We start from the raw sequence: 26,597 nt of genomic DNA on the forward strand, positions 1-26,597 counted from the left end.
GTCGATGCTCTCACGCGAGCACCGCCCGCGTCTCAGGCGTCGCTGAGCAGGACCACCTTCCCGAACTTGCCGCCCGCCGCGAAGTGCTCGTAGGCGGCCTCGACCTCGTGGAGGGGGAAGGTGGCGTCGATCGGCACCGTGATCCGACCCGACCCCAGCAGGGGGATCACGTGCCGCTCGACGGCTCGGGCCGCGGCCGCCTTGTCCTCGAGCGACCGGGCCCGCAGCGTCGAGCCGTGGATGCGGCCGCGCGCCGCCATGAGCGCGAGCAGGTTGACCTCGACCTTGGCGCCGGCGCCGACGCCGATGACCGTGATGCGCCCGCCGGGTGCGAGCGCCGCCAGGTCGGCGCCGAGGTTGTCGCCGCCGATCAGCTCCAGCACCAGGTCGAAGGGGCCGTGGTCGCCGAAGCCCTCCGGGTCGACGACCGTGGCCCCGAGCGTGGCGACGGCGTCGCGCCGAGAGGCGTCGCGCACCGTGGCGACGACCTCGGCGCCGGCCGCGACCGCCAGCTGCACCCCCGCGGTGCCGACGCCGCCGGCCGCCCCGTGGACGCACACCCGCTCGCCCATCGCCAGGCCGGCCTGGGTGAAGAGGGCGTCGTGCGCGGTGGTGAACGCCTCCGGGAACCCGCCGGCCACCGCCCACTCGACCCCGTCGGGGATCGGGACGAGGTGGCGCTCGTGGACGACGAGGCGCTCGGCCTGGGCGCCGCCGCCGACGACCGCCATCACGCGGTCGCCCTCCTCGAACCGGACGGCGCCGGGCCCGAGGGCGACGACCTCGCCGGCGACCTCGAGGCCGGGGACGTCGGCTGGGGATCCCGGCGGGGCGGGGTAGCGACCGGCGCGCTGGAGGAGGTCGGCGGCGTTCAGCCCGGCAGCGCGGACCGCCACCAGGACCTCGCCCGTGCCGGGGACCGGATCGGGTCGCTCCTGCCACTCGATGCGTCCGTCCACGATCGTCGCTGCGTGCATGGCGGCCACGGTAGACCGACCGCGCCGATGTGACCCTTGTCAACAAACCAACGTTTGACGTACCGTGCTGTCAGCTAACCGCGGGGGCAGGGCGTGGTTGGCCACACACCGGGGGTTCGGCGGAACAGAGGTCAGCCGACCGAGGCTCGGGCCACCGGCGACGCGACCATGAAGGGGAAACCACACATGACCACCACCGCACGACGGCGACAGACGTTCGTCGCCATCATCGCGATGCTCCTCGCGAGCCTCGCCCTCTCACCGGGGGCCGACGCCCAGGCGAGCAACCCGTACCAGCGGGGTCCGAACCCGACGCAGTCGAGCATCGAGGCGCTGCGCGGGCCGTACTCCACGACGACGACCTCGGTGTCGAGCTTCGTGTCCGGCTTCGGCGGCGGCACGATCTACTACCCGACGGGCACCAACGAGACCTTCGGCGGCGTCGTCGTCGCTCCCGGGTTCACCGCGAGCCAGAGCTCGATGAGCTGGCTGGGCCACCGCCTCGCCTCGCAGGGCTTCGTCGTGTTCACCATCGACACGAACGGGCGCTTCGACCAGCCGGGCAGCCGTGCCGACCAGCTCCTCGCCGCGGCCGACTACCTGGCCGACGACAGCTCGAGCGCCGTCCAGGCGCGTCTCGACGACAGCCGCATGGCCGTCATGGGCCACTCGATGGGCGGTGGCGGCTCGATCGAGGCCTCTTCCGACCGGTCCTCGCTGAAGGCGTCGATCCCGCTGACCCCGTGGCACACCCGCAAGACGTGGAGCTCGGTGCAGGTGCCGACCCTCGTCGTCGGTGCGGAGAACGACTCCGTGGCCTCGACCAGCTCGCACGCCATCCCGCTCTACAACGGTCTGCCGTCCTCGCTGGACAAGGCCTACCTGGAGCTCGACGGCGCCAGCCACTTCGCCCCGAACTCCAACAACACGACGATCGCGGCGTACTCCATCTCCTGGCTGAAGCGCTTCGTCGACAACGACACCCGCTACGACCAGTTCCTGTGCGGCCCGAACCACACGGCCGACCGGGACATCAGCGACTACCGCAGCACCTGCCCCTACAGCCCCGTCGACCCCGGTGATCCTGGCGACCCCGGTACGCCGGGCGGGGAGTGCGTCCGCACCCACACCCGCAACCACGTCGACGCCGGCCGTGCCACCAACGTCTGGGGCACCGCCTACGCCGTCGGCAGCGGCGACAACCTGGGCAGCCACAGCTACTTCAACTACGTCTCCCTCCAGTCCATCTCCGGAGGCTGGACAGAGGTGTCCAGCTGCCCGTAGCTCTCAGCTGACCCCCAGCTGAACCGCGACCCCGCCCGCCGGACACCTGCCCCGGCGAGGCGGGGTCGTGCGCGTCCGGCGTGCGGTCATGCGGGTGGTGTGGTGGGTGTGCGGTCGGGGCGGTGGATGGTCCAGGTGCCGTCGGGTGCGCGGGTGGGGTGCCAGCCGTGGTTCTTGAGGCGGTTGTGGGTGTCGCAGAGCACCGCGGCGTTGGCTTGGTCTGTGGGTCCGCCGCGGCTCGCGTCGATGGTGTGGTCGATCTGCAGGCCGTGTCGGCGGTGGCAGCCGTTCCAGATGCACCGCAGCCCGTCGGGGTGCTGCAGTGAGTTGGTGAGCTCGGCCGCGTCGCGGGCCGATCCGGTGAAGAACCGCTGGCGGCGTCCGAGGTCGATCACGTTGGAGTCGGCGTCGATGATCACCCGGCGGACCTGGCCGGCCAGTGCCGCGGCGACCACGTCGGACGGGGCGAGGGGCACCCCCGACACGGTGCGGCACACACGAGGCCCACTCGGGTCGAATGCGCTGTCGGTGCCGGTGAGGGCGGTCTCGAAGGTGTCCAGATCGACGACGATGTTGACCAGCGGCACCGCCCGGCCGACGGTGGAGGCCGCCCGGGCGAAGATCGCGGCGAGCGCATCGGCGCGGCGTTGCGCGGGAGTGCGGGCCAGGTCGGCATCGGTCGCGGCGTCGCCGAGCCGCGTGCGGGCGTCGGCCCAGTCGGCGAGGAGCTCGGCGCGGGCGAACCACTCGAAGGTCTCCGCGATGGCGGCGCCCTGCAGGTTGCCGAACCCGCCGGTGAGGGTGAACCCGCCGTCGAGGTTCTCGACGACCGAGGCGTGGCGCCGTTCGTGGGACGTCTCGGCGTCGTGTTCGGTGCCGTCGACATCGGCGAGGCGTTCCCACTCCCGCAACCAACGACAGAACCCCTCATGACCTTCGCGGCGCGCCATCTCGACGAGCACGTCCTCGATGAGCGGCAGCAGGTCCACGACTCGAGGGTTGCGCGCCACCCGCTCGACCGCCCGCACGTGACCGGTCGGGACCTCACCCGCCCGATGCGCCGCAGCCAGCGCCGGCACGTCTCGCAGCACCCGCGCGCACTGCACCCGCGCCCGCGCCTCGCCGTGCGGCAACCGGCCCAGGTGCCGGACCGCCACCGCCGCCGAGGCCAACCCGTCCACTGCGTACGCCTGCGAGCGGTCCAGATGCCCCGCCAGATGGTCGGTCACGGCGTCGATGCGGCGACGGAGGACTTCCACGTCGCGCACCAACCCCATCTCCGACCTGGCGTCCAGCACATCGAGATCGACCGAACCGAGCAGATCGATCGCCCGGGCCAACGCCGACAGCGCCACACCCGGATCCACCGGACCCACATCTGCTTCCCCGACATCGAGCAGCACCACAGCCGCACCTCCGCCATCGCCATCACACAAGCCGGCACCGAAGCCGACGAACACGGCGACCGAACCGGACGGGGAAGAACACCGACCCGACCACCTGCACCCACCCTACGAAGGGGGTGTGACAGTGACGGGCCGCCGTCAGTCGAAGATCGCTCCGGGGTTGAGGACGCCCGCCGGATCGAACGTGGCCTTGATCCCGCGCATCAGCTCGACGGCCGTCGGGTCGACGGACTCCAGGAAGTACCGCTTCTTCGACCGGCCGATCCCGTGCTCGCCCGACACCGCACCGCCCAGCTCGACGCCGGTGCCGAGGACCGCCGACATCAGCCGGCTGCGGACCTCGTCGTCGGGCTGGAAGACTGAGAGGTGGACGTTCCCGTCCCCGGCGTGACCGCAGCCGACCACGAGCGACTCGTGCTGCGCGGCCAGCTCCTGGCAGCGGGCGAGGTAGTCCGGGATGCGACTGCGGGGCACGACGACGTCGACGATGTCGTGGGCGCCGGCGGCCTTCGCCGTCCAGAAGGCCTTCTCCCGGGCATCGATCAGGGCGGCACCCGCGCCGGAGGGCAGCACGTACACGTCGAGCGCGCCCATCGCCCCGACCAGCGCTGCGAGCTCGGCCGTGTCCTCCTCGACCCGCGCCTCGGTCCGGCTCTCGAGCACGACGACCAGGTAGGCGAGCGCCGCCGCCTGCACGTCGGGCGGCACGCCGAGGTCGAGACCGACGTTGGCGGTGATCGCCCCCATGGTGACGAGGTCGATGTACTCGAGGATCGTCGGACCGATGCCGGAGGCGACCACGCGGGGGACGGCGGCGGCGATGTGCTCCAGGTCGGGGAACGGCACGAGGATCGTGGCCCCGTGGGTGAGGCGGGGGTGGAGGCGCAGGATCGCCTCGGTGGTGAGGGCGAGCGTCCCCTCCGAGCCGATGACGAGTTGGGTGAGGTCGTAGCCGGAGGTCGACTTCACGAACCGGCCGCCGGTGCGGATCACGTCGCCCCTGCCCGTGACCGCGGTGAGGCCGAGGACGTTGTGGCGGGTCACGCCGTAGCGGACCGCCCGCATCCCGCCGGCGTTCGTCGCGACGTTGCCGCCGAGGCTGGCGGAGCTCTCGCCCGGGAACACCGGGTACACGAGGCCGTGAGCGTCCGTCTCGGCGTCGAGCTGGGCGAGCGTCACGCCGGGCCGGACGACGGCGACCTGGTCGTCGGGGTCGATCTCGACGATGTCGGCCATCCGGTCGAACGCCACGACCAGGCCGTCGGACCGCGGGAGGCACGCGCCGGACAGGCCGGTCCCGGAGCCCCGAGCGGTGAGCGGCACCCCGACATCGGCGGCCCACCGGACGACTGCGGCGACCTCGTCGGTGGACCCCGGGTGGACGACGCCGAGGGGCCGCACCGGCCCGAGCCCGAGCGCCTCGTCGTGGGTGAGGTCCACGCCGACCGCGTCACCGACCTCGACGTGGGCGGCGCCGACGACGGCGGCCAGCGCGTCCTCGACCTGGCTCGGATCGACCGCCATCAGAGCGTCGACCAGCCGCCGGCGGGGGCCAGGAGCACCGCGGTGACCATGGCGGTGCGTCCGGCGAACCGCCCCGGGACGCTCGTGCTCGGCTCGGACATGCGGCGACCTCCTGGCGTCGGGCCTGAGCGCAGCGTACGGCGCGTCGGGAGCCCGTCGCCCGGAGCTCAGCCGGTGGCGATGCGGTGCTGGAGGGTGAACGCCTCGGCGCGGGTGATCGCCCGGTCGGGCAGGAACGAGTTCGTCCCGCCGACCCCGGTGGTGACGCCGGCGTCGCGTGCCCAGCCGACGGCGCGGGCGTAGTACGAGGTCGACGCGACGTCGTCGAAGCCGGACAGGGGTGCCGGCGGGGTCGACTCGACGCGCCAGAGCATGGTCAGCAGCTCGGCGCGGCTGATCGTGCGGTGCGGTTCGAAGCGGTTGCTCCCGCCGACGCCGGTGGTGATGCCCCGCCAGCGCGCCCAGTCCACCGCCGTGGTGAAGAACGTCCCGCTCGGGACGTCGTCGAACCCCGCGGCCGGCGCGCCGGTCGGACCACCCCGGATGCGCCAGACCATGGTGACGGCCTCGGCACGGGTGATCTCGCGGTGGGGGAGGAACAGGTTGCCGCCGGCGCCGGTCGTGTAGCCGTGGTGCTGGGCCCAGGCGACGGGGGTCGAGAAGAAGGTGCCCGATCGGGGCACGTCGAGGAACGTCGACGGCGGGATCGGGGCGGGCGTGGCCGGCGTGCCGGTGACGGCGGCGACGAGCTCGGGGATGTCGACGACACCGGCGCCGGTGCGGGCGTCGCGCCCCGCGGTGTGGACGTCCCGCGCCGTCGACTCGAGGAGCTGCTCGATCTGGTCGGGGGTGAGCGACGGATCGAGGTGGCGGGCGAGGGCGGCGGCGCCGGCGACCATCGGCGCGGCGTACGAGGTGCCGGCACCCGGCTCCCAGTCGGTCCGGCTGAGTCCGACCACGTTCGCGCCCGGTGCGGCGAGGTCGACCTGTGAGCCCCAGGTGGAGAAGGAGGCGTAGCCGTCGTCGCTGGTGGTGGCGCCGACACCGATGACGCCGGGCATGGCGGCGGGGTACTCGACGGGGTTGCCGTCGGCGCCGTGGTTGCCGGTGGCGGCGACGACGACGACGCCCTCGGCCCGGGCCTCGGCGATGGCGGCCTCGACGACCGTCGACCGGGTGGTCCCGGCGAGCGACATGTTGATGACGTCGGCCCCGTTGTCGGCCGCCCAGAGGATCCCCTCGGCGACGTGGGACATCGAGCAGACCGTCCCCGCGCAGACGACGACCGGCTGGATGGCGACGTCACGGACCGTCGCCGACAGGAAGAGGCCGTTGCCGTGGGTCGCGGTGATCATCGACGCAACGAAGGTGCCGTGGCCGTCGAAGTCGGTCGTCGTGGGGGCGTCGTCGACGACGGACCAGCCCGTGAGGACGAGGCCGGCGAGATCGGGGTGGGAGGCCTGCACGCCCGTGTCGAGGACGGCGACCACGGTCCCGGCGGCCGAGCGGTCCCAGGCGCGGTCGGCGCCGACCGCGGCGAGCTGCCACTGGCTGCTGCGGAGCGGGTCGCCGAGGCTGCCGAGCGACACGTCGGCGCGGGCGGAGCCGACGAGCGACCAGGTGCCGTCCTCCTCGGCGGCGACGACGTCGGGGTCCGCCGTCAGCGACCGGACCGCGGCGGCAGGGTCGTTCGTCGCAGGCACGGCGTAGCGGACGACGTCGAGGTCGTCACCGACGCGCTCGACGGCCGCCACCACCGTGTGCCCGGCGGGTGCGACCTCGGCCGGTGCGAGCTCGTCGAGCGCTGGCGCGCGGTCCTCACCGGCCCCGGCCGGCGCGGCGCCGAGCAGCGAGACGGCGAGGATGGTCGCGAGCGGGAGCACGGAGCGGCGGGCCATGCTCGTCCATCGGCCCCGTCCGCCCCGTGCATGAGGGTTGGCGGCGGTCAGGCGCCGACGGCGACCAGCTCCACGTCGAAGACGAGCGTCTTGCCCGCGAGGGGGTGGTTGGCGTCGACGACCGCGGTGGTCTCGCCGAGCTCGGTGACCCAGAGCGTCATCTCCTGACCGTCGACCTGGGCGCGCAGCGGGATGCCCTCGGTGGTGCCCTCGGGGAGCTGGGCGCGGTCGACCGTCTGGGCCAGGCCGGGCTGGTGCTCGCCGTAGGCCTCCTGGGGCGGGATGGTCACGGTGCGGGTCTCGCCCTCGGCCATCTCGAGCACGGCGTTGTCGAGGCCGGGGATGATCTCGCCGACCCCGGCGGTGAACTCGAGCGGCTCACGACCCTCGGAGGAGTCGAACGTGGCGCCGTCCTCGGTCCTCCCCGTGTAGTGGATGCGGACCTTGTCTCCGGTGCTGGGCATGCCGGTCTCCTTCGCTGGCGAGCATCCCACGGTAGGGACGGGCGCCGGACCTCCCAACGTGGCGCCGATGAGTCCGGCGGGCCCGGTGCGTCTCCACACCACCATCCACCCACGAACCGTCCACGACGAAACGGAGCCCACGATGAGCTTCTACGCCTACCTCTTCTTCAGCGGTGACTGCCGCCAGGCCTTCGAGCACTACCAGCAGGTGTTCGGCGGCGAGCTCGAGATCATGACCCACGCCGAGGTCCCCGAGGGGTCCGAGATGCCGGGCGCCGAGGACCACCACGTCATGCACGCGGCGCTGAAGGTCGGCGACGCCACGCTGATGGGGTCCGACGACCCGACGGGCGACGGCGGTCCGAAGGTCGGCCTCGCGGTCACCTTCGGCGCGCCCGACGAGACCGAGGCCAAGCGGGTCTTCGACGCGCTCGCCGAAGGGGGCGAGGTCCAGATGCCGTTCGAGGCCACGTTCTTCTCCAAGGGCTTCGGTGCCCTCGTCGACCGGTGGGGCGTGTCCTGGATGATCGATACCGAGGAGGCCTGACACCCGGGGTTGGTACCGTCTTCGGATGCTCGACCTGCGACGCATCCGGACCGAACCCGACGCGGTGAAGGCCGCGCTGGCACGGCGGGGCGACGACGGGTCGTCGGTCGACGAGGTCCTGCGCCTCGACGCCGACCGCCGGGCCAGGGCCGGCGAGCGCGACGACCTGCGGGCCCGGGTCAACGCCATCTCCAAGGAGGTCGGCGCGCTCTTCCGCGACGGGAAGAAGGACGAAGCCGCAGGGCTGCAGGCCGAGAGCAAGGCCGCCGGGGAGCGCGAGAAGCAGCTCGACGCCGAGGTCACGACCCTCGACGCCGAGCTGCGCGACCGTCTCCTCCGCATGCCGAACCTGCCGAGCCCCGACGCGCCCGACGGGGCGTCGGAGGCGGACAACCCGGTCCTGCGCACCGAGGGCTACGACCCCGACGCCTACGGCGAGCACCAGCGCGTGCCGCACTGGGACATCGGCGCCGAGCTCGGGTGGCTCGACCCGGACGCCGCCGGGCGCATCTCCGGCGCCATGTTCTCGATGTACCGCGGGCCCGGCGCCCGGCTCCTGCGCGCCATGGTCCAGCTGTCCCTCGACCGCAACGGCGACGCCTACGAGGAGATCCGGCCGCCCACGCTCGTGCGCACCGACACGATGGTCTCCACCGGGCACCTGCCGAAGTTCGAGGACGAGGCGTACCACATGGAGCGCGACGACCTCTGGGCCATCCCCACCGCCGAGGTGCCGCTCACGTCCCTCGGCCGGGACCAGATCCTCGACGAGGCCGACCTGCCGTTGCGGTTCATGGCCTACACGTCCTGCTACCGCCGCGAGGCCGGGTCCGCAGGTCGTGACACCCGTGGCGTGCTGCGCTCCCACGAGTTCGACAAGGTCGAGCTGCTGGCCTACGCAGCGAACGCCGAGCAGGCGATCGCCTGCCAGGAGGACGTCCTCGCCCGCAGCGAGTCGATCCTCGCCGATCTCGGCCTGGCCTACCGGGTGGTCGACCTGTGCACAGGCGACCTCGGCAACTCCGCGGCCCGCACGTGGGATGTCGAGGCCTACGCCCCGGGCTGCGACATGTGGCTGGAGGTCAGCTCGGTGTCCTGGTTCAGCGACTACCAGGCCCGCCGGGCGAACATCCGCTTCCGGCCCGCCGGCGGCGGATCGCCCGAGGTGATCCACACGGTCAACGGGTCGGCGATGGGCTGGCCCCGCACCTGGGCTGCCGTCGTCGAGACGCATCGGCAGCCCGATGGAACGATCCGGGTCCCCAAGGTGTTGCAGCCGTACATGGGTGGCGTCGAGGTCATCGGCCGGCGCTGATGGCCACCACAGAGGGCGGCGACGTCGCGATCCGCCTGTCGGGCGTCGAGAAGCGGTTCCCCGGTGCCGCCTCCCCGGCGGTCACCTCGCTCGACCTCGAGGTCCCGCAGGGGCGCATCGTCACCTTCGTCGGGCCCTCGGGGTGCGGGAAGACGACGACGCTGAAGATGATCAACCGCCTGATCGAGCCGACGGACGGCACGATCGAGGTGCTCGGCCGCGACGTCCTGTCGATGAAGAAGGCCGAGCTGCGCCGCCAGATCGGCTACGTCATCCAGCAGATCGGTCTGTTCCCCCACAAGACCGTCGCCGCCAACATCGGCACCGTCCCGCACCTGCTCGGGTGGAGCAAGCAGCGCATCGCCGAGCGCGTCGACGAGCTCGTCGACCTGGTCGGCCTGGAGCGAACCATGCTGCGGCGCTACCCGGCCGAGCTGTCGGGGGGCCAGCAGCAGCGCGTGGGCGTGGCCCGGGCCCTGGCCGCCGACCCGCCGATCCTGCTGATGGACGAGCCGTACAGCGCGGTCGACCCGATCGTGCGCGCCCGGCTGCAGGACGAGCTCCTCGCGCTGCAGCGCCGCGTGCAGAAGACGATCGTCCTCGTCACCCACGACATCGACGAGGCGATCAAGCTCGGCGACGAGGTCGTGCTCTTCCAGGTGGGCGGCGTCGTCGCCCAGCAGGGTCCGCCGGCCGAGGTGCTGGCTGCTCCGGCATCGGCGTTCGTCGAGGAGTTCCTCGGGCGGGAACGGGGCCTGAAGCGACTCGCCCTCCTCACGGTCGCCGACGTCGCCCTCACCACCGGCTGGGCGGTCGAGGCCAGCGCGCCGCCGTCGGAGGCCCTCGCCGTGATGGCCGCCAACGCCCTCACCTGGATCGGCGTCCGCGACGGCGACCGCCTGCTCGGCTGGACGTGGGGCCGCGACCTCGACGGTGTGGACGCGGTCGGCGAGGCGCCGCTGCACGGGTTCCTCGCCGAGGTCCGGCCCGACACGCCTCTGCGCGAGGCGCTCGACGGCATCGTCGGCTCCCGCACCCGGGTCGCGGTCGTCACCGACGACGACGGCCGCTACCAGGGGATGCTCACCGTCGCCGACATCAGCGAGGGCATCTCCCCCGACGCCGCCGGACACGACGAGAGGGGCTGACCCGTGCTCCTCGCCCAGGCCTCGCTGCGCGACGAGCTCGTCTCGTGGTCGTGGATCAGCGAGCGGTGGGACCAGGTGTGGGAGGCCACGCTCAACCACCTCCAGCTCACCGTCGTCGCCGTGGGCATCGGGCTGCTCATCGCGATCGCGCTGTCGGCCGTCGCCCTCGCGTGGCGCCCCGCCTACGCCCCGATCACGTGGGTCACCGGGTTCCTCTACACGATCCCCAGCCTGGCGCTGTTCTCGTTCCTGGTGCCGATCCTCGGCCTCGGGTTCGTCACGGCCCAGGTGGCGCTGGTCAGCTACACGCTGCTCATCCTGGTGCGGAACATCGTCGCCGGCGTCGACGGTGTGCCCGCGGCGGTGAAGGAGGCCGCCGACGGCATGGGCTACACGCCGCTGCGACGGTTCGTCGCCGTCGACCTGCGCCTGGCCACGCCGACGATCGTGGCCGGCATCCGCATCGCCGCGGTCACCGTCGTCGGACTCGTGACGATCACCGCGCTCATCGGCGAGGGCGGGTACGGCGTGTTCATCCTCGACGGCCTGCGGCGGCGGTTCTCGACGCCGATCGTCCTCGGGACCGTCCTGTCGGTGCTGCTCGCGGTCGCCATCGACATCGCCCTCGTGCTCGTCGAACGTGCTCTGACGCCGTGGGCCCGGCGGGGGGTGCGGCACTGATGGACGCGCTCGGCGAGCTGTGGGACTTCCTCTCGACGGAGTCGAACTGGTGGGGCCGCAACGGCATCGCCACGCGCACGTGGGCCCACGTGCGGATCTCGGTGCTCGCGCTGGTGCTCTCGGCGGCCATCGCGATCCCCCCGGCGGTGGTGCTCGGCCACATCAAGCGGGGCGGTCTCGCCGCCGTCTCGGTGGTGAACATCGGGCGGGCCCTCCCGAGCTTCGGGATCCTCGCCCTGGCGTTCCCGCTCTCGATCCAGCTCGGACTCGGCCTGGGCTTCTGGCCGACGCTCGTCCCGCTGGTGTTCCTCGGCATCCCGCCGATCTTCATGAACGCCTACACGGGCGTGCGCGGCGTCGACCCGGGGGTCGTCGAGTCGGCCAACGGCATGGGGCTCACCGCGCGGCAGGTGCTCTGGCAGGTCGAGCTCCCGATCGCGATTCCGCTGATGGTCACCGGTCTGAGGGTGTCGGCGGTGCAGATCGTCGCCACGGCGACCCTCGGCGCACTGGTCGGGTTCTCCGCCCTCGGCTCGTTCATCACCGAGGGCATCGCGCAGTTCGACGACGGCAAGATGCTCACCGGTGGACTGCTCGTCGCGCTGCTCGCGATCCTGACCGAGGTCGGCTTCTCTCTGCTGGAACGTAGCCTGACGCCCTGGAGCCGCTCCCGACGGGGGACCGAGATCGTCGACGAGGGCTCCGAGACCCCAACACAGACGGCACCGGCGGTGCCGGGAAGGACAGTCACATGAACCTCCGACACCGACCGTGGGCGCTGCTGCTCGCCCTCCTCGCCGCGCTCTCGCTCGTGGCCGCGGCCTGCGGCGACGACGACGGCGACGACACCGGCACCGGCGACGACGGCACCGAGACCACCGAGGCGACCGGCGACGACGGCGGCGACGACGGTGCCGCCGCCTCCGACGTGGTCCTCGGCGGCCCCCCGGACTGCCCGACCAACCCGGGCTGCATCCCCGGCCTGCGTGACCTCTACGGCGTCGACCTCGAGGGCGACTTCGTGTCCCTCGACGGCGGCGGCCCGCTCACCGCCGAGGCGCTGCGTGGCGGCGAGATCGACGTCGCGGTGTTCTTCTCCACCAACCCGACCGTCTCCGAGGAGGGCTGGGTCGTCCTCGAGGACCCGGAGGGCCTGGTGAAGGCGGACAACATCGTGCCCGTCATGTCCGAGGAGCTCGCCGATGCCTACGGCGATGCCTTCACGACCCTCGTGAACGAGATCTCCGCCACCCTCGACACCGAGGGCCTGACCGAGCTGAACCGACTCGTCGACGTCGAGCTCGAGGACCCCGAGGACGTCGCCACCCAGTGGCTCGAGGACAACGACCTGCTCTCCGGCAACGGGGAGCCCACCGGTGACGGTCCCACGGTGACGATCGGTGCCCAGGACTTCACCGAGAGCCGCGTGCTGGCCCAGGTCTACGGCCAGGCCCTCGAGGCCGGCGGGTACCCGGTCGAGTACCAGGACCTCGGTGGCTTCCGTGACGTCGTGTTCTCGTCGTTCGACTCGGGCGACATCAACTTCACGCTGGAGTACGCGGCGTCGGCGCTCGAGTTCCTCAACGAGTTCGCCGGTGAGGCCACCGCGGACGGCGAGGAGACCACCGAGCTCCTGCGGGGGTACCTCGAGGAGAGCGGCCTCGTCGCCCTCGACCCGTCGCCCGCGGTCGACCAGAACATCTTCGTCATGACGCCCGAGCGCTCCGAGGAGCTCGGCATCACCTCGCTCGCCGACCTGGCGGGCTGACCTCGACCCCGGTCAGGGGGCGACCGCGATCCCGAGCGCAGCGGCGGCGACGCCCGCCGCGCAGCTGGCGGCCACGTAGCCGACGGCCAGGATCCGGTCGCCTCCCGACCAGAGGCGTGCCGCCTCGACGCACAGCATCGAGAACGTCGTCAGCGTGCCGGCGCCCGCGACGCCGGCGACCGTGGCGACGGGCGGGTCGACGTCCGCCAGCAGCCCGAGGGCGAACGCCCCGACGACGTTCACCGTGAAGGTTCCGTACGGGACCGTCTGGTTGGCCCGCGACGCCGAGGAGCGGACGAGGGCGCCGACGGCGGCGGCCAGCGCGAAGCCGACGACCGTGATCACGGGTTGGCTCCGACGAGCCGCCGACCGAGCGCGGTGCCGAGCGCCACGGCCGCGAGCCCGGCGCCGACGGAGAGGGCCAGGTCCGCCAGCCCGTCGGCCGGTCGGCCGTCGCCGAGGGCCTCGGCCGTGCGGACGACGAGCGTGGAGAACGTCGACAGCCCGCCGCAGAAGCCGGCGGCGGCCGCCTGCCAGCGGCCGAGGCGCGCCCGGCTCGGGCGGGCGACGACGTCGTGGGTGGCGATGCCGAGCAGCAGGCACCCGAGCACGTTGGCGACCAGGGTCGCCCAGCCGACGCCCTCGGTTCCGGTGTCGAGCAGCTCGCCGATGCCCCAGCGCGTCGCCGCGCCGAGCACCGCGGCGACGACCAGCAGCGCCCGGCCGCTCACACCCGGTCGAGGATCGCGGCGGTCAGCCGTCCGAGCGACCCCGGTGCCTCGCGCAGCCAGAGGTCGGGCTCGATGAGCTCCAGCTCCATCAGGTGAGGTCGCCCGTCGACGTCGACCATGTCGACCCGGGCGTAGAGCAGCTCCGCCCCGGTGGCCTCCTCGGCGGCCGCCAGCGCGGTGCGGGCGACGTGGAGCTGCGCGTCGGTCGGGTCGACGTGGGTGTTGTGCGCCCCGTACTGCAGCTGGACCCGGAAGTCCCCGTCGGCGGGCCGCTTCACGAACGAGTGGGCGACCTGGCCGTCGATCACCACGACCGCGGTCTCGCCGGGGTCGGTGATCGAGCGCACGAACGGCTGCACGAGCAGGTCGTGGTGGGCGACGAGGTCGGCGACGATCTCGTCGCTCAGCGGCCGGTCCGGGCCGACCCGGTAGGTGTCGCACGAGCCGACCGACACCGCCGGCTTCACGATGAGCTCGACGAGGTGGGCGAGGTCGGTGGCCAGGTCGAGGTCGGTGCCCTTCGGGACGAGGCGGGTCGGCACCACATCGACGCCGGCGTCGGCGAGGTCGAGCAGGTACCGCTTGTGGGAGTTCCAGGCCACGACCTCCGGCCGGTTCCACAGGGTGGGGACCGAATCGGCCCAGGCGACGAAGGCGTCGTGGTGAGCGGTGTAGTCCCACGTGGAGCGGATGACGCAGACATCGGGCTCGGACCAGTCGAACGCCGGGTCGTCCCACGCCACGTACGCGGTGGTGGCTCCGCCGTCGGTGAGCGCGGCGAGCAGGAGCTCGTCGTCGGGCGAGGGCACGGGCAGCTCGCGGCAGGTGACGACGGCGACGTGCGGCATGCCCGGAGCCTACGGGTGGTCAGAGGAGCGGACCGGCGTCGATGCCGCCGGTCTTCTCCGGGTTGAGCACCGCCCAGATCCGGTCGACCTTCCCGTCGACGACCGAGCACGCCAGCACCATCGCGATCTGGTCCCCCTCTGTGACCACGACGCCGGGCTGGCCGTTGACGAGCTGGGGACGCACCTCCATCGAGGGACGCAGCTCGCGGCGCGCGAGGTTGACGACCAGGCGCGCCACGCGGTCGGCGCCGACGACCGGCCGCCGTCCGGCCCGGCGCACCCCGCCGCCGTCCCCGACCTCCACGGCATCCGGGGCGAGGACCGCGGCGAGGGTGCCGAGGTCGCCCTCGACCGCCGCGGTCAGGAACGCGTTGGTGACCGCCCACGCGTCGTCGTCGGTCGGGCGGAAGCGCGGCCGGGCCTCGGCGACCCGTCGACGGGCGCGCGACGCCACCTGACGGCACGCCGCGGGCGAACGGCCGACCACCTCGCCGATCTCGTCGAACGGGACCTGGAACACGTCGGCGAGCAGGAACACGACGCGCTCGACCGGCCCGAGCCGCTCGAGGACGGTCACGAACCCCAGCGTGAGCGACTCGACGAGCACGGCGCGATCGGCCGGATCGTGGTCGGTCGTCACCACCTCGGGCAACCACGGGCCCACGTACTCCTCGCGTCGGTGCTGGGCCGAGCGGAGGCGGTCGAGCGCCAGCCGGCTCACGACCGTCGTCAGCCAGGCCTCCGGCCGCTCGATCGTGGCGCGGTCGGCGCGCTCCCAGCGCAGCCACGCGTCCTGCACGACGTCCTCGGCGTCGATCCGGCTGCCGGTCATCCGGTACGCCACACCGAGGAGGCGGGCGCGCTCGGCCTCGAACAGGTCGCCGTCGAGGGATCGGGAGCCGGTCGTGCTCATGCCACCGCGAGTCTTGCGCCCCTCGCCGCCGCCAGCCGACCGGCCGTCGCCGCGCTGCTCGCGGCGGCGTCGGCGAGCAGCCCGTCCGGGCCCACCCAGTCGCCGGCGAGGAGCACCCCAGGACGCGTCGGGTCCTCGACGGGAGGCCGACCGGCCAGGCCGCCGGTGGCGGCGGTGGGGAGGGCGCCGGTCACCGTCATGCGGGCGAGGAAGCGCTCCTCGACGACGTCGCCCGGCGCGATGCCGGCCCGGGCGGCGAGGGCCCGGAGGGCGGAGCGGACCTCATCGCTCCGGTCGGCGTCGTCGGACCTCAGGTAGCGCATCACGTGGACGACGGCGCCGCCCTCCGGCGCGAGGTCGGCGGGCGGGCAGTGGGTGGAGAGGTAGACGGGCTCGTCGATGCCGATCACGAAGGGGACGGCGGGCGGCCGTCGGAGGCCGAGCTCGAGGCAGGCGGCGAGCGCCGGTGGCCCGAGGCGGCCCGACTCGGCGACGGGCCGACCGAGGAGCGCGGTCGCGGCAGCGGGCGTGCCGGTGGCGACGACAGCGGTGCCTGCGAGGAGGTCGCCGCTGGACGTGCGGACCTCCACGTTGCCGTCCGCGGACGGTGCCAGTGCCTGCACCGCCGTGTCCCGGCGGACCTCGACGCCGAGCTCCGTGGCCCGCCGCGCCAGGTCGTCGACGAGCGTCTGCCAGCCGCCGTCGAGGTAGCGCACACCCGTCGTCAGCCCGAGCTGGAGCTGGCGGATGGCGGCGACGCCGTCCAGCTCGTCGGTCGCGGCCGCGTAGGTGGTCAGGCGGACGAGGGCACGGAGGAGGTCGGCGCCGGCCGCCGGCAGCCGGAGCCGGTCGATCGCCTGGTCGGCGGTGAGGCCGGCGAACCGCTCGGGGTCGAGGCGTGGGATCCGGGCGGTGACCGCCGCGACCGTCGGCTTCTGGCGCGCCGACACGAGCGTGGTGCGCAGGAGGCTCATCGGCCCCTGGGGCACGACGTGCAGCTGGCCGCCGCGGAGGCCGCGGGCGGCGCTGGTGTCGGGCGCGCCGCCCCTGTCGGTGCGCACACCGAGGTCGGCGAGCACGGGAGCAGCCTGACCGTCGACGTACAGCGCACGCGGTCCGCGGTTGAACGTGAACCCCTGGCGGCGGTCGGTTCGCGCCCGGCCGCCGAGGTCTCGACCCTCGACCAGCAGCACGTCGGCTCCGGCCCTCGCTGCGGTGCACGCCGCGACGAGCCCGGCGAGGCCCCCGCCCACCACGATCACGTCCCTGCGCCTCTCGGTCCTCGTCTCGCTCACGGCGTCGCTCTCCTCGGTCGTCGACACCCACCTGACGAGGCGGCGTCGCCAGGTGTGACACCCCCCGTGGTGCTTCACTGCGGAGATGGACCTCTCCCGGCAGCGGCGCGAGTACGAGACGGTCGGCATGGAGCCGTCGGACCTCGACCCTGACCCGTTCGCCCAGTTCGTCCGGTGGATGGAGGACGCCCAGGCGTCGGGCACCGCCGAGCCGACCGCCGTCGTGCTCTCGACCGCCGACGTCCGGGGCCGACCGTCGGCCCGCGCCGTGCTGCTGAAGGACATCTCCGGCGGCGGCTTCGTCGTGTTCACGAACTACGACAGCCGCAAGGGACGCGAGGTCGCGGTGAACCCCTGGGCCGCGCTGACGTTCGTGTGGCTCGAGCTGTCCCGCCAGGTGCGGGTCGAGGGCCACGTCGAGCACCTCGAGCCCGCCGAGTCCGACGCCTACTTCGCGACCCGGCCCCGGGGCAGCCAGATCGGCGCGTGGGCATCGCCCCAGAGCCACCCGATCGCCGACCGGGCCGAGCTCGACCGCTACGTCGCCGAGGCCACCGCCCGCTTCGACGGCGTCGACCCCATCCCGCGCCCGCCGAACTGGGGCGGCCTGCGCGTGGTGCCGGTGGCGATCGAGCTGTGGCAGGGCCGGGGGAGCCGGCTGCACGACCGGCTGGTCTACGTGCCGGCCGACGGCGAGCCCGCGCCCGAGCCGGGTTCGGAGGTGCGCGTCGGCCGCTGGCGGATCGAGCGCCGCGCCCCGTAGCCGCGCGCCCCCGTCGCCGCGCGCTCGCTCTCCGGCCGTTCTTGGTACGGATCGCGACGCATCTGGTCGTCGCGGGTACCGAGAACCGAACGGAACGGTGGGCTAGAGGTCGGCGACCTCGGGGAGGACCCGCTCGGCGAGGAGCGACAGGTGGTCGAGGTCGTCGAGGTCGAGGACCTGCAGGTAGATGCGGGAGGCACCGGCGTCGGCCCACCGGCGCAGCGTGGCGAGCACCTCGTCGGGCGTCCCGGCGGCGCCGTTGGCCCGCAGCTCGTCGGGTTCACGACCGATGCGGCCGGCCCGGTGGGACACCTCGCGCTCGTCGGCGCCGCAGCAGACGACGAGCGCCGCGGAGAAGCGCATCGACGCAGGGTCGCGGTCGATGCTCCGGCAGGCCTCCTCGACCCGGCCCTTCTGCTGGACGAAACCGTCGAGCGGCGCGAACGGCAGGTTGAACTCGTCGGCGTAGCGGGCGGCGAGCGCCGGGGTCCGCCGCGGCCCGCCACCGCCGATGATGATCGGTGGGTGCGGGGACTGCACGGGCTTGGGCAGCGCAGGTGAGTCGGTGAAGGCGTAGAAGCGGCCGTCCATCGAGAAGGTCCCGCCCTCGGGGGTGTCCCACAGCCCGGTGATGGCGGCGAGCTGCTCCTCGAAGCGGTCGAAGCGCTCACCGAGGGGCGGGAAGGGGATGCCGTAGGCCCGGTGCTCGTCCTCGTACCACCCGGTGCCGAGGCCGAGCTCGACCCGCCCGCCGCTCATCTCGTCGACCTGGGCGACGGAGATCGCGAGCGGCCCGGGCAGGCGGAAGGTCATCGCGGTCACGAGGGTGCCGAGGCGGACGCGCTCGGTGTCGCGGGCGAGCGCGGCGAGGGTGAGCCATGCGTCGGTCGGGCCGGGCAGGCCGGAGACCCCGCCCATCTTCAGGTAGTGGTCGGACCGGAAGAAGGCGTCGAAGCCGAGGTCCTCGGTGGCCCTCGCCACGGCCAGGAGCTGGGAGTAGGTGGCGCCCTGCTGCGGTTCGGTGAAGATGCGGAGGTCCATGCGTCGGAGGGTACCGGCGCCGGTCGCTCAGCTCTCGGGTGCGCGGGGTGTGGGCCGGCGGAGCCCGACGGCGAGCACGACGGCGATGGCGACGGCAGCGCCGAGGACCACGCCGATCCGCTCCGGGCCGATGTCGGTGATCCAGTGGCGGATGTCGTTGCTGAGGCCGGTGACCAGGTCCACCGGGCCCGACGGCGGCGGGTTCGTCGGATCGTCGAGGACCCGGACCGCCCAGTAGCCGTAGTAGGCGAGGTAGGTGCCGGCGAGGACGAGCAGGGCCCCCGAGACCTTGTTGATGTGGGGCTGCGCCCGACGCAGGTTGCGCACCAGCCCGCCCTTCGCGAGGGCGAGGGCGACGGTGATGGCGGAGAGCACGAGGCCCATCCCGACCGCGTACATGACGAACCCCGCCACGCCGGCGACCAGGTTGTTGGAGCGCACGGTGGGGGCGATGACCGGGAGGAACAGCCCGATCGTGCACGACAGCGACACCAGGGCGTAGCTGATCCCGAAGAGGAACATCGACGACAGCTCGCGGCCGCCCGTGCCCATCTGGACCTTGGGGAGCCGCAGCGACAGCTGGAACCCCCGCAGCATGGCGATGCCGAGCACCACGAGGCCGGCACCGATGATCATCGTCACCCACGGCAGGGCGTCGAAGATCGACAGCGACAGCTGGGTGATCGCCAGGCCGATCACGCCGAAGACGACGACGAACCCGGCGGTGACCGACAGCGCCACGCCGATCGCCCGCGGGGCCGACGCCCGGGAGTCCTGCGGCGCGCCATCGAGCCCGAGGAAGTACGAGAGGTACGCGGGCAGCATGGCGAACCCGCACGGGTTGACCGCGGCGACCATCCCGAGCGTGAAGGCGTAGGCCAGCTCGGCGTCGATCATCGTCCCCGCCTCAGCCGAAGTGCTCGTCGAGCCGGGCGCGCAGGTCGTCGGCGGTCAGCTCGCCGGAGTGGACCTCGACGACGGTGCCCGCCTCGTCGACGAACACCGTGGTCGGCATGCCGGTGCCGCCGAGGTCGCCGAGCGCGTCGCCGGTCGCGTCGCGGCCGACGTCGTAGGTGATCCCGGTGGAGTCGACGAGCGCCTGGCCGTCCGACGCGACCCGATCGATGCTGAGCCCGAGGAAGGCCACGGAGTCGCCCACCTCCTGGTGGACCTCCTCGAAGGCCGGCATCTCCCGGACGCACGGCGCGCACCACTCGGCGAAGAAGTTGAGGACGAGCGGCTGGCCGAGGTAGCCGGCGGTGTTGAGCGACTCCCCATCGAACGACTCGTACGCCAGGGCCAGTGGCGCACCGACGACGCCGGCGCCGGCGGGATCGACCGCCTCCTCGTCCTGCAGCTCGATGACGCCCTCGGGCTCGTCGTCCTCGTCGTCGAGCGTCAGCGCGACCAGGGCGCCGGCGGCGACGGCCACGATGGCCGCGATCAGGGTCCCGACGACGAGCACGCGCACGGGCATGCCGACGACGGTGCGTTCGCCCTGCGCGGGGCGTTCGGTGGGCTCTGTGCCTGGCACCGCGACCTCCTGTGACGGGCCCGACGCTACCGCTGCGCGTTCGGTGGGAGCGAAGCGGCGTGACCGATGACCCACTCGATCAGGTCGGCGCCGTCGGACCACACCTGGGGCGGCGGGGCGTACGGGACGACGGGCTGGCCCGACCGCACGGCGAGCGCCATGTCGACGACGGGGCCGAGGTGGGGAGCGACCCGGTCGCGCGCCCATCGCCCCGCCCCCGACTTCGAGGTCGTCGTCAGGGTGTCGATCGTGAACAGCAGGCGCAGCGGACCGAGCACGCCCCAGGCCAGGCCGTAGGGCGAGGTGAGCTGGTCGTCGGGCATGTCGGCGCCGACGGCTCGCCAGAGCTGGAGGAGCTCGGTCCAGTAGCCGTCGAGGTTCTCCCGGCACCACCGGCGCACGACGGCGGGGTCGCACCAGACCTCGTCGCGCGTGAGCGGGACGCCGTGGACGGTGAGGGGGTGGTCCCGCAGCGTCAGCCAGGTGGCGGGGTTGGCCTCGAAGGCGCCGTCGGCGTGCACCTCGCCCTCGTGGGCGAACGGCACGGTGTCGGCCTGCGACGGGTCCGCCGCCAGGTCCGAGCGGAGGACGTAGATGGCGTCGAACGGGCGCGGCGGGTCGAGCTGCCGGTGGACGAGCCGCAGCCCGTCGAGGTCGACGGTCGACGGCCGCCGGTGCACGACCACCACGGCGTCGACGTCGCTCACGCCGTCGCGGTGGTCGTCGAGGGCGGTCGAGCCGACGAGGTGCACGCCCTCGACGAGGTCGGGGACGTGCTCGGCGGTCAGGCGGACGAAGCGCTCGACCACCGGGCGCACCGTGTCGGGGAGGCGGCTCATCGCCTCCAGTGTGGTTCGCCCGGCGGCGGGCCGGAGCTCGCTCGTCGGAGGTTCATGCCTCCGGGCAGTCGCTCCGGCCCGCCGTCCGGTGACCTGTCGACGGTCGGGTCCCGACGCTCCAGGGGGGAGAGGTGCGTCGAGGCCCGACCGCCGCGTTCTGAGCGGTCCTTCCGGCCGCTAGGCGGTCCGGAGGTGCTCAGGGATGGGGACGACCGGCAGCTGGTCCTCGGGACGAGGGTTCTTGGGCGGTCGTCCCCGGCGCCGCTTCTGCGCCAGGATCCGGCCGTTCAGGAACAGCTGGCCGCCCCACACGCCCCACGGCTCACGCCGCTCGAGCGCACCCTCCAGGCAGGGAGCGATCACGGGGCAGCTCGAGCAGATGGTCTTGGCTCGAGCGATGTCCTGCAGCTCCTCGGAGAAGAAGAGGTGCGACAGCGAGGCCGTGTCGTCCACGCGGCAGCTCGCGGCGTCCCACCAGTCCGCCGGCTCGGCGGCGAGGGTGGGCAATCGTTCGACGTCGGGTTCGGTCAACATGCGGGGTCCCCAGGGTGTGTGTGGCGTGTGTACGTGGTCGTGGCGGTCGGGAGTCGAGGGGCTGGGAGTCGGCGGATGGGTGTCGGGGGCTGGGTCAGGTGATCGTCAGGGGCGGTGCGACTCCGACGGTGAAAAGCAGAACGGCCGCCGGGATGTCCCGACGGCCGTTCGGAGTGCTTCTCATCGCTGAGCGTGCTCAGGGTGAGGGCTCCTTCGGCCGCCAGGCCTTGTGCGAGATGGCGTCGGTGAGGTTCACGGTCGGGGCACCGAAGGTCGACACGCGAGGACGCCACTCGCACGGGTACGTGCCGGCACCGCCGCCGAACTGGTCCATCGCCGGGCGCGCGACGCCGGCGAGGGCCATGCGGCCTGCCGTGGTGGCGTCGAGCAGCTTCATCGGGATGGTCCTTTCGTGGGCGGTGGCCCGTCGAGTGGTGCGCGTCTCCGCCGCGCAGAGGGTCAGCGAACCACCATGTGGGATCGGCGTCAACAGATTTGTTGCGACACTGTTGCGATGATCTCGGACCAGCGCCTCGCCCCGGCCCTCGACGACCCCGATCCCGACGACGGCTGCGTGCCCCTCCCGGCCGTCGGCCGGGCGTTCACGGGGCGGCGCAAGGTGCGGCTCGGCGACGTCAGCCCGAACGGCCGCCTGCGGTTCGACGCGCTCGCTCGGTTCGCCCAGGACGTGTCGAACGACGACACCGTCGACGCCGGACTCGAGGACGACATGGCATGGGTGGTCCGGCGCACCGTCGTCGAGGTGCACACCGAGGCCCGCTTCCGCGAGGAGCTCGAGCTGACCACGTTCTGCGGCGGCATCGGCAGCCGGTGGGCGGAGCGCCGCGTGCAGGTGCGCGGTGCGGAGGGCGCCGAGATCGAGCTGGCGACGCTGTGGGTGCACCTCGACATGGACACGGGGCGACCGCTGAAGCTGCCCCCGCAGTTCCACGAGCTGTACGCCGAGGCTGCCGGCGGCCGGAAGGTCCGGGCCAAGCTCCGCCACGGCGACCCGCCCGCAGACGGGATCGAACCCGAGGCCTGGCCGCTGCGCTTCAGCGACTTCGACGTCCTCGACCACGTGAACAACGCCGTGTCGTGGGCCGCCGTCGAGGAGGCGCGTGCGCCGCGGCGTCACCTCCGGGCCCCGGTGCGGGCCGAGATCGAGTACCGGGCGCCGATCGAGCGGGGGCACGAGGTCGTGCGGCTGGCGCAGGATCACGAAGGCGGTGGGTTGTCCCTCTGGCTGGTCGACGCCGCCGACCACCGCACCGTCTACACCAGCGCCCGGGTGCTGCCGCTGCCGGCCTGAGCCGCCAGGCAGGGCGGCCGCTCAGCCGACCTTGTAGAGCAGCTCCGGCCCGTCGTCGCGCACCTCGGCCTCACCGGTGAGGCGCAGGTGCTCGAGGTGGGCGTAGGTCTCGCTGTCGGCCATCTGGCCGTACGAGCGCTCCTGGAACAGGTAGGTCGAGTACTGCGGGACGGTGGCCCACCCGAGGTCGGCGGACGCGTCGCGCAGGAGCTGCAGGCGCTCCTGGTGGTGGCGGGTGATCGCCTCGGCCCGACCGGCGAGGTCGTGGAACTCGAGCCCGTGCGCCGGGAGCACCGTCCGCACGCCGTCGAGCTCCCCGACCCGCTCGAGCGAGCGGAAGAACTCGGCGAGCGGGTCGACGATCACTCCGGTGCCCGAGATGTGCGGGGTGATCGTCGGGAGGACGTGGTCCCCCGAGATGAGCACCCCGGCGTCGGGGTCGAACAGGCAGAGGTGGTCGTTGGTGTGGCCGGGGGTGTGCATGGCCACCCAGCGGCGGCCGCCGAGCTCGAGGTGGTCGGCGTCCTCGACCCGGTCGGTCGGGCGGGGGACCATGCCGAGCAGGCCACCCGAGCGCTTCATCAGCATGTACTGGAGGCGGCGACGCAGCGGCGGCCGTCCGGGCCCGCCGCCGCGCCGGCGGCCGCGCGACGCGGCGTGGTCGGCGCTGGTCGTCGTGCCCCACGGCATGTTCCCCGACCACGGTCCGCGCCCGCCGCCACCCCGGCCGGCGGACTCCTCCGACGTGGCGACGCGGGCGTTCGTCGCGATCGGCTCGGCGCCGATGTCGTCGGTGCTGATCTCCTCCGGCTCCTCGTCGGGGTCGAACCAGGTCCGGAAGTTGCGGTGGGTGATCACCCGGGCGCCGTGACGCTCGCGCAGCACGCCGGCCTGGCCGAAGTGGTCGGGGTGCGAGTGGGTGACGACGACGGTGTGGACCCGCTCGATGGGCAGGTCCGCTCGGCGGAGGCGCCGGGTGAGGTCCCGCAGCGCGGTCGGTCCGGGGAGGCCGGGGTCGACGAGGGTGATGCCCTTCTCGTCGGTCATGGCGTAGCAGTTGACGTGGCCGAGGCCCGGGAGCGAGATCTCGAGCTGGAGGCGCAGGACGCCCGGTGCCACCTCGACGGCGTCGGGCTGGGGCGGCCGGCGCTCCTCGCGCAGCCCTGCGGACGGCCCGTGGGCGTGCGAGTGCCCCTGTTCGTGCGGGTCCTGCTCCCCCCTCATTCCGTGAACTCTATTCGGGGACGGCGTCCGCCCCACCCTCGTCGCCGACGTTGACCGGCACGGTCTCCGCGGCCACGAACAGGTGCTCGCGGTAGTAGCGGAGCTCGGCGATCGACTCCCGGATGTCGTCGAGCGCCCGGTGCGTCGTGTTCTTCTCCGGCGAGCCCTTCACCTTCGAGGGGTTCCATCGCCGGCCGAGCTCCTTGATCGTCGAGACGTCGACCGACCGGTAGTGGAGGAACTCCTCGATCTCGGGGAGGTGGACGGCGAGGAAGCGGCGGTCGGTGCCGATCGAGTTGCCGCACAGGGGCACGCTGCGGGGCTCGGCGATGTGGGCCTTCAGGAACTCGAGGGTCTGGCGACCGGCCTCCTCGAGCGACGTCGTCGACGCCGTGATCTGCGGCAGCAGGCCCGAGCGGGTGTGCATGTTGCGGACGAAGTCGTCCATCTCGGCGAGCTCGGCCTCGGTGGCGTGGACGACGAGGTCGGGCCCCTCGGCGATGATCTCGAGGTCGTCGTCGGTCAGGAGCGTCGCGATCTCGACGATCACGTGGCGCGAGGGATCGAGGCCGGTCATCTCGAGGTCCATCCAGGCGAGCATCGGGCCGATGCTACGCAGCTAGCGTGCCGGGGATGCTCGAGGTGCCGATCCAGCGACTCGATCCGGAGCTCCCGGTGCCGTCCTACGCACGCGACGGCGACGCCGGCCTCGACCTGCTGGCGCGCGAGGACGGCATCGTCCCCGCCGGCGGCGGCCGGCTGCTCATGCCGACGGGCGTCGCGGTGGCGATCCCTCGTGGCTATGCCGGGTTCCTGCTGCCGCGCAGCGGCACGGCGCTGCGCCACGGGCTCACGCTGGCCAACACGCCGGGGCTCATCGACTCGGGCTACCGGGGCGAGCTGCAGGTCGTGCTGCTCAACACCGATCCCGCTGCGGACTTCCACGTCGTGCGGGGCCACCGCGTCGCCCAGCTCGTCGTGCAGAAGGTCGAGGAGGTCGGGTGGCTCCCGGTGGCCGAGCTCCCGGCGGACTCCGAGCGCGGCGTCGGCGGGTTCGGCCACAGCGGCCGGTAGCGACCGGCGTCGGTCCCTGGTGGTTCAGTCGGCGGGGGTGCGGTGCGCCTTGGCGACGGTGACCGTGCGGTCGTCGTCGGAGATCGACCAGCTGTCGACGAGGTCGGCGACGAGGGTCTCGAACCGGTCACGCGACGCGTCGGTGCGGACGTCGTCGAACTCCGCGGTGGCCCGCAGCTCGACGTGTCCGGGTGCCGAGGCGAACCGGATCGTCACCCGCTCGCCCGGGTGGGTGGAGCCGAGGAGGAAGATCAGCGTCTCGTCGACGGCGAGGCGGAGGTCCTCCACCTCGCGGTAGGAGAAGCCGAGGCGCAGGCACAGCGCGGTCACGGCGATGCGGGCGATGCGGGCGTACTCGTGGCGAGCCGGCAGCGAGAGTCGGATCTGGTCGGCGTCGGACGCCACGTCGGTCATCGGCGCCCAGCCTAGAGTTCGGGCGCATGGGGACACCGTGGGGGGACGAGCGGGGGCCGGTGCCGTCGGCCGAGAGCGCGCTGCCGAGCTACCGCGAGCTGCCGGTGGTCGACGGCGCGCCCGCCGGATCGTCGTGGGGGCTGTGGGGCAGCGAGGACCGCCTCGGCTGCCTCAACCTGCTGACGCCGGAGCGGGCGCTCGCGGCGTCGGGGCTCGTGCAGCGCGGCCTGGTGTTCTCGCTGAACGCCGACCTCGCCACGCCGGACCCGCCGCTGTTCGGACGGGCGCCGATGCGCCACGAGGTCACCGGCAAGGACGACGGCCCGAGCCACGACGACGTCCTGCACGGGTGGAACACCCAGGGCTCGTCCCAGTGGGACGGCTTCCGCCACGTTCGCCACCCGGTGCACGGCTGGTACGGCGGTCACCCGGAGGGCTTCCACGGCATCGACGCCTGGGCCGAGCGGGGGCTCGCCGGTCGGGCGGTGCTCGCCGACGTGGCCCGGTGGCGGGAGTCCGAGGGCCGACCGATCCGCCAGGACGCGCCGGACCCGGTCACCGCCGACGAGCTGGTCGCCACGCTCGCGGCCCAGGGCACCGAGGTCGAGGTGGGCGACGTGCTGCTCGTCCGCACCGGGTGGCTCGGCTGGTACCACCAGCAGGACCTCGACGTCCGAGCCGCCATGGGCGCCGGCCACGAGAGCCCTGGCCTGCACCCCGAGGAGCGCACCGCCGAGGTGCTGTGGGACCTGCACGTCAGCGCGGTGGCCGCCGACAACCCGTCGCTCGAGGTGTGGCCCCCGGGCGCGCTGCACTCGGCCGAGGAGCTCGAGGAGATCCGGGGCGACATGTCCCGCCGGCCGGAGCTGTTCGTCCACCAGCGGATCCTGCCCCTGCTCGGCCTGCCGATCGGCGAGATGTTCGAGCTCGACGCCCTGGCCGACGACTGCGCCGCCGAGGGCACCTACGAGGGCTTCTTCACCTCGGCGCCGCTCAACCTGCGCCACGGCGTGGCGAGCCCGCCCAACGCCCTCGTCCTCCGCTGAGGCAGGCAGCCGTAGCC

At 73.2% G+C, this 26,597-nt stretch carries 29 protein-coding genes and 1 pseudogene; 11 read left to right on the forward strand and 19 right to left on the reverse strand.

Features of this window, described 5'->3' with window-relative positions; translation table 11 throughout:
- Positions 1-32: 32 nt before the first annotated feature.
- On the reverse strand, positions 33-977 hold the full coding sequence (locus tag GH723_RS00465; RefSeq protein ID WP_153757809.1) for an alcohol dehydrogenase catalytic domain-containing protein: 945 nt from the start codon (positions 975-977) through the stop codon (positions 33-35).
- Positions 978-1,163: 186 nt separating this feature from the next.
- Between GH723_RS00465 and GH723_RS00470 the strand changes: the two are divergent.
- Positions 1,164-2,039: pseudogene (locus tag GH723_RS00470) on the forward strand (poly(ethylene terephthalate) hydrolase family protein); the annotation flags it as partial.
- A gap of 308 nt (positions 2,040-2,347) precedes the next feature.
- On the opposite strand, the gene GH723_RS00475 reads toward GH723_RS00470, so the two are convergent.
- From GH723_RS00475 to GH723_RS00490, 4 genes are all read right to left on the reverse strand, one after another.
- On the reverse strand, positions 2,348-3,667 hold the full coding sequence (locus tag GH723_RS00475) for an HNH endonuclease (RefSeq protein WP_229022937.1): 1,320 nt from the start codon (positions 3,665-3,667) through the stop codon (positions 2,348-2,350).
- 138 nt (positions 3,668-3,805) lie between these two features.
- Positions 3,806-5,191, reverse strand: a complete 1,386-nt coding sequence (locus GH723_RS00480; RefSeq protein WP_153757812.1) for an FAD-binding oxidoreductase — start codon at positions 5,189-5,191, stop codon at positions 3,806-3,808.
- Between the two features lie 167 nt (positions 5,192-5,358).
- Positions 5,359-7,089 (reverse strand): S8 family serine peptidase, encoded by a 1,731-nt coding sequence (locus GH723_RS00485; protein ID WP_153757813.1) that lies wholly within the window; start codon positions 7,087-7,089, stop codon positions 5,359-5,361.
- Between the two features lie 47 nt (positions 7,090-7,136).
- A complete protein-coding gene (locus tag GH723_RS00490; RefSeq protein WP_153757814.1) occupies positions 7,137-7,553 on the reverse strand; it encodes an FKBP-type peptidyl-prolyl cis-trans isomerase in 417 nt (138 codons plus the stop codon).
- 142 nt (positions 7,554-7,695) lie between these two features.
- Between GH723_RS00490 and GH723_RS00495 the strand changes: the two genes are divergently transcribed.
- From GH723_RS00495 to GH723_RS00520, 6 genes are read left to right on the forward strand one after another with little or no spacing between them, the layout of a single operon-like run.
- A complete protein-coding gene (locus GH723_RS00495) occupies positions 7,696-8,100 on the forward strand; it encodes a VOC family protein (RefSeq protein WP_153757815.1) in 405 nt (134 codons plus the stop codon).
- Between the two features lie 25 nt (positions 8,101-8,125).
- On the forward strand, positions 8,126-9,415 hold the full coding sequence (serS, locus tag GH723_RS00500; RefSeq protein WP_153757816.1) for a serine--tRNA ligase: 1,290 nt from the start codon (positions 8,126-8,128) through the stop codon (positions 9,413-9,415).
- Positions 9,415-10,563 (forward strand): ABC transporter ATP-binding protein, encoded by a 1,149-nt coding sequence (locus tag GH723_RS00505; protein WP_153757817.1) that lies wholly within the window; start codon positions 9,415-9,417, stop codon positions 10,561-10,563. Before serS ends, GH723_RS00505 begins: the two co-directional genes overlap by 1 nt.
- A 3-nt stretch (positions 10,564-10,566) precedes the next feature.
- A complete protein-coding gene (locus GH723_RS00510) occupies positions 10,567-11,244 on the forward strand; it encodes an ABC transporter permease (protein WP_229022938.1) in 678 nt (225 codons plus the stop codon).
- Positions 11,244-11,999 (forward strand): ABC transporter permease, encoded by a 756-nt coding sequence (locus GH723_RS00515; RefSeq protein WP_153757818.1) that lies wholly within the window; start codon positions 11,244-11,246, stop codon positions 11,997-11,999. The genes GH723_RS00510 and GH723_RS00515 overlap by 1 nt, the downstream gene beginning before the upstream one ends.
- Positions 11,996-13,012 carry a glycine betaine ABC transporter substrate-binding protein gene (locus GH723_RS00520; RefSeq protein WP_153757819.1) on the forward strand — a complete coding sequence of 339 codons (1,017 nt, stop codon included), beginning with the start codon at positions 11,996-11,998 and terminating at the stop codon, positions 13,010-13,012. The genes GH723_RS00515 and GH723_RS00520 overlap by 4 nt, the downstream gene beginning before the upstream one ends.
- Positions 13,013-13,024: 12 nt before the next feature.
- On the opposite strand, the gene GH723_RS00525 is transcribed toward GH723_RS00520, so the two are convergent.
- Genes GH723_RS00525 through GH723_RS00545 form a run of 5 tightly spaced genes read right to left on the reverse strand, consistent with a single transcriptional unit; the run spans position 13,025 to position 16,799 of the window.
- The gene (locus GH723_RS00525) at positions 13,025-13,357 is read right to left on the reverse strand and encodes a fluoride efflux transporter FluC (protein ID WP_153757820.1); all 333 of its coding nucleotides are present in this window, start codon (positions 13,355-13,357) and stop codon (positions 13,025-13,027) included.
- Positions 13,354-13,743 carry a fluoride efflux transporter FluC gene (locus GH723_RS00530; RefSeq protein WP_195210432.1) on the reverse strand — a complete coding sequence of 130 codons (390 nt, stop codon included), beginning with the start codon at positions 13,741-13,743 and terminating at the stop codon, positions 13,354-13,356. The genes GH723_RS00525 and GH723_RS00530 overlap by 4 nt, the downstream gene beginning before the upstream one ends.
- Positions 13,740-14,591, reverse strand: coding sequence for an ATP-grasp domain-containing protein (locus GH723_RS00535; RefSeq protein WP_153757821.1), 852 nt, complete (start codon positions 14,589-14,591; stop codon positions 13,740-13,742). Before GH723_RS00535 ends, GH723_RS00530 begins: the two co-directional genes overlap by 4 nt.
- A 19-nt stretch (positions 14,592-14,610) precedes the next feature.
- Positions 14,611-15,504 (reverse strand): RNA polymerase sigma factor SigJ, encoded by an 894-nt coding sequence (sigJ, locus tag GH723_RS00540; protein WP_153757822.1) that lies wholly within the window; start codon positions 15,502-15,504, stop codon positions 14,611-14,613.
- Entirely contained in the window at positions 15,501-16,799 is a 1,299-nt protein-coding gene (locus GH723_RS00545) for an FAD-dependent oxidoreductase (protein WP_195210433.1), read from the reverse strand. The genes sigJ and GH723_RS00545 overlap by 4 nt, the downstream gene beginning before the upstream one ends.
- 85 nt (positions 16,800-16,884) lie before the next feature.
- Here GH723_RS00545 and pdxH point away from each other — a divergent pair, with 85 nt between their 5' ends.
- The gene (gene pdxH / locus GH723_RS00550; protein WP_153757824.1) at positions 16,885-17,562 is read left to right on the forward strand and encodes a pyridoxamine 5'-phosphate oxidase; all 678 of its coding nucleotides are present in this window, start codon (positions 16,885-16,887) and stop codon (positions 17,560-17,562) included.
- 102 nt (positions 17,563-17,664) lie between these two features.
- Here the strand turns inward: pdxH and GH723_RS00555 are convergent, their stop codons facing one another.
- The 6 genes from GH723_RS00555 to GH723_RS00580 all read right to left on the reverse strand — a co-directional run bounded on the left by GH723_RS00555 (position 17,665) and on the right by GH723_RS00580 (position 21,907).
- Positions 17,665-18,603 (reverse strand): LLM class F420-dependent oxidoreductase, encoded by a 939-nt coding sequence (locus GH723_RS00555; RefSeq protein ID WP_153757825.1) that lies wholly within the window; start codon positions 18,601-18,603, stop codon positions 17,665-17,667.
- 27 nt (positions 18,604-18,630) lie between these two features.
- Positions 18,631-19,500, reverse strand: coding sequence for a cytochrome c biogenesis CcdA family protein (locus tag GH723_RS00560; protein WP_153757826.1), 870 nt, complete (start codon positions 19,498-19,500; stop codon positions 18,631-18,633).
- 10 nt (positions 19,501-19,510) lie between these two features.
- Positions 19,511-20,137, reverse strand: coding sequence for a TlpA family protein disulfide reductase (locus tag GH723_RS00565; RefSeq protein ID WP_153757827.1), 627 nt, complete (start codon positions 20,135-20,137; stop codon positions 19,511-19,513).
- A gap of 26 nt (positions 20,138-20,163) precedes the next feature.
- Entirely contained in the window at positions 20,164-20,976 is an 813-nt protein-coding gene (locus tag GH723_RS00570; RefSeq protein WP_153757828.1) for a nucleotidyltransferase domain-containing protein, read from the reverse strand.
- A gap of 177 nt (positions 20,977-21,153) precedes the next feature.
- Entirely contained in the window at positions 21,154-21,510 is a 357-nt protein-coding gene (locus tag GH723_RS00575; RefSeq protein WP_153757829.1) for a WhiB family transcriptional regulator, read from the reverse strand.
- Between the two features lie 196 nt (positions 21,511-21,706).
- Entirely contained in the window at positions 21,707-21,907 is a 201-nt protein-coding gene (locus tag GH723_RS00580; RefSeq protein ID WP_153757830.1) for a hypothetical protein, read from the reverse strand.
- A 117-nt stretch (positions 21,908-22,024) separates the two neighbouring features.
- Here GH723_RS00580 and GH723_RS00585 point away from each other — a divergent pair, with 117 nt between their 5' ends.
- Complete coding sequence (locus GH723_RS00585) at positions 22,025-22,822, forward strand: acyl-[acyl-carrier-protein] thioesterase (RefSeq protein ID WP_195210434.1); 798 nt, start codon at positions 22,025-22,027, stop codon at positions 22,820-22,822.
- Positions 22,823-22,843: 21 nt separating this feature from the next.
- Here the strand turns inward: GH723_RS00585 and GH723_RS00590 are convergent, their stop codons facing one another.
- The gene (locus tag GH723_RS00590) at positions 22,844-24,046 is read right to left on the reverse strand and encodes an MBL fold metallo-hydrolase (protein ID WP_153757832.1); all 1,203 of its coding nucleotides are present in this window, start codon (positions 24,044-24,046) and stop codon (positions 22,844-22,846) included.
- A 10-nt stretch (positions 24,047-24,056) separates the two neighbouring features.
- Positions 24,057-24,647, reverse strand: a complete 591-nt coding sequence (gene orn, locus GH723_RS00595) for an oligoribonuclease (RefSeq protein ID WP_153757833.1) — start codon at positions 24,645-24,647, stop codon at positions 24,057-24,059.
- A gap of 32 nt (positions 24,648-24,679) precedes the next feature.
- On the opposite strand from orn, the gene dut reads away from it, so the two are divergent.
- On the forward strand, positions 24,680-25,120 hold the full coding sequence (gene dut / locus GH723_RS00600) for a dUTP diphosphatase (RefSeq protein WP_153757834.1): 441 nt from the start codon (positions 24,680-24,682) through the stop codon (positions 25,118-25,120).
- A gap of 24 nt (positions 25,121-25,144) precedes the next feature.
- Here dut and GH723_RS00605 read toward each other — a convergent pair whose 3' ends face one another.
- Positions 25,145-25,534: an ATP-binding protein gene (locus tag GH723_RS00605; protein ID WP_153757835.1), complete on the reverse strand. Its 390-nt coding sequence runs from the start codon at positions 25,532-25,534 to the stop codon at positions 25,145-25,147.
- 26 nt (positions 25,535-25,560) lie between these two features.
- Between GH723_RS00605 and GH723_RS00610 the strand changes: the two genes are divergently transcribed.
- Positions 25,561-26,580 (forward strand): cyclase family protein, encoded by a 1,020-nt coding sequence (locus GH723_RS00610; RefSeq protein WP_153757836.1) that lies wholly within the window; start codon positions 25,561-25,563, stop codon positions 26,578-26,580.
- Positions 26,581-26,597 lie beyond the last annotated feature (17 nt).

This window comes from Actinomarinicola tropica, from assembly GCF_009650215.1.
In the GTDB taxonomy this organism is placed as follows: Bacteria; Actinomycetota; Acidimicrobiia; order Acidimicrobiales; family SKKL01; genus Actinomarinicola; species Actinomarinicola tropica.

Excerpts from the sequence above, each read along its gene's own strand:
- GH723_RS00465 (WP_153757809.1), bottom strand. The coding sequence starts at position 977 with ATGCACGCAGCGACGATCGTGGACGGACGCATCGAGTGGCAGGAGCGA.
- GH723_RS00480 (WP_153757812.1), bottom strand. The coding sequence starts at position 5,191 with ATGGCGGTCGATCCGAGCCAGGTCGAGGACGCGCTGGCCGCCGTCGTC.
- GH723_RS00485 (WP_153757813.1), bottom strand. The coding sequence starts at position 7,089 with ATGGCCCGCCGCTCCGTGCTCCCGCTCGCGACCATCCTCGCCGTCTCG.
- GH723_RS00490 (WP_153757814.1), bottom strand. The coding sequence starts at position 7,553 with ATGCCCAGCACCGGAGACAAGGTCCGCATCCACTACACGGGGAGGACC.
- GH723_RS00495 (WP_153757815.1), top strand. The coding sequence starts at position 7,696 with ATGAGCTTCTACGCCTACCTCTTCTTCAGCGGTGACTGCCGCCAGGCC.
- serS (WP_153757816.1), top strand. The coding sequence starts at position 8,126 with ATGCTCGACCTGCGACGCATCCGGACCGAACCCGACGCGGTGAAGGCC.
- GH723_RS00505 (WP_153757817.1), top strand. The coding sequence starts at position 9,415 with ATGGCCACCACAGAGGGCGGCGACGTCGCGATCCGCCTGTCGGGCGTC.
- GH723_RS00515 (WP_153757818.1), top strand. The coding sequence starts at position 11,244 with ATGGACGCGCTCGGCGAGCTGTGGGACTTCCTCTCGACGGAGTCGAAC.
- GH723_RS00520 (WP_153757819.1), top strand. The coding sequence starts at position 11,996 with ATGAACCTCCGACACCGACCGTGGGCGCTGCTGCTCGCCCTCCTCGCC.
- GH723_RS00535 (WP_153757821.1), bottom strand. The coding sequence starts at position 14,591 with ATGCCGCACGTCGCCGTCGTCACCTGCCGCGAGCTGCCCGTGCCCTCG.
- sigJ (WP_153757822.1), bottom strand. The coding sequence starts at position 15,504 with ATGAGCACGACCGGCTCCCGATCCCTCGACGGCGACCTGTTCGAGGCC.
- pdxH (WP_153757824.1), top strand. The coding sequence starts at position 16,885 with ATGGACCTCTCCCGGCAGCGGCGCGAGTACGAGACGGTCGGCATGGAG.
- GH723_RS00555 (WP_153757825.1), bottom strand. The coding sequence starts at position 18,603 with ATGGACCTCCGCATCTTCACCGAACCGCAGCAGGGCGCCACCTACTCC.
- GH723_RS00560 (WP_153757826.1), bottom strand. The coding sequence starts at position 19,500 with ATGATCGACGCCGAGCTGGCCTACGCCTTCACGCTCGGGATGGTCGCC.
- GH723_RS00570 (WP_153757828.1), bottom strand. The coding sequence starts at position 20,976 with ATGAGCCGCCTCCCCGACACGGTGCGCCCGGTGGTCGAGCGCTTCGTC.
- GH723_RS00575 (WP_153757829.1), bottom strand. The coding sequence starts at position 21,510 with ATGTTGACCGAACCCGACGTCGAACGATTGCCCACCCTCGCCGCCGAG.
- GH723_RS00580 (WP_153757830.1), bottom strand. The coding sequence starts at position 21,907 with ATGAAGCTGCTCGACGCCACCACGGCAGGCCGCATGGCCCTCGCCGGC.
- GH723_RS00585 (WP_195210434.1), top strand. The coding sequence starts at position 22,025 with ATGATCTCGGACCAGCGCCTCGCCCCGGCCCTCGACGACCCCGATCCC.
- GH723_RS00590 (WP_153757832.1), bottom strand. The coding sequence starts at position 24,046 with ATGAGGGGGGAGCAGGACCCGCACGAACAGGGGCACTCGCACGCCCAC.
- orn (WP_153757833.1), bottom strand. The coding sequence starts at position 24,647 with ATGCTCGCCTGGATGGACCTCGAGATGACCGGCCTCGATCCCTCGCGC.
- dut (WP_153757834.1), top strand. The coding sequence starts at position 24,680 with ATGCTCGAGGTGCCGATCCAGCGACTCGATCCGGAGCTCCCGGTGCCG.
- GH723_RS00605 (WP_153757835.1), bottom strand. The coding sequence starts at position 25,534 with ATGACCGACGTGGCGTCCGACGCCGACCAGATCCGACTCTCGCTGCCG.
- GH723_RS00610 (WP_153757836.1), top strand. The coding sequence starts at position 25,561 with ATGGGGACACCGTGGGGGGACGAGCGGGGGCCGGTGCCGTCGGCCGAG.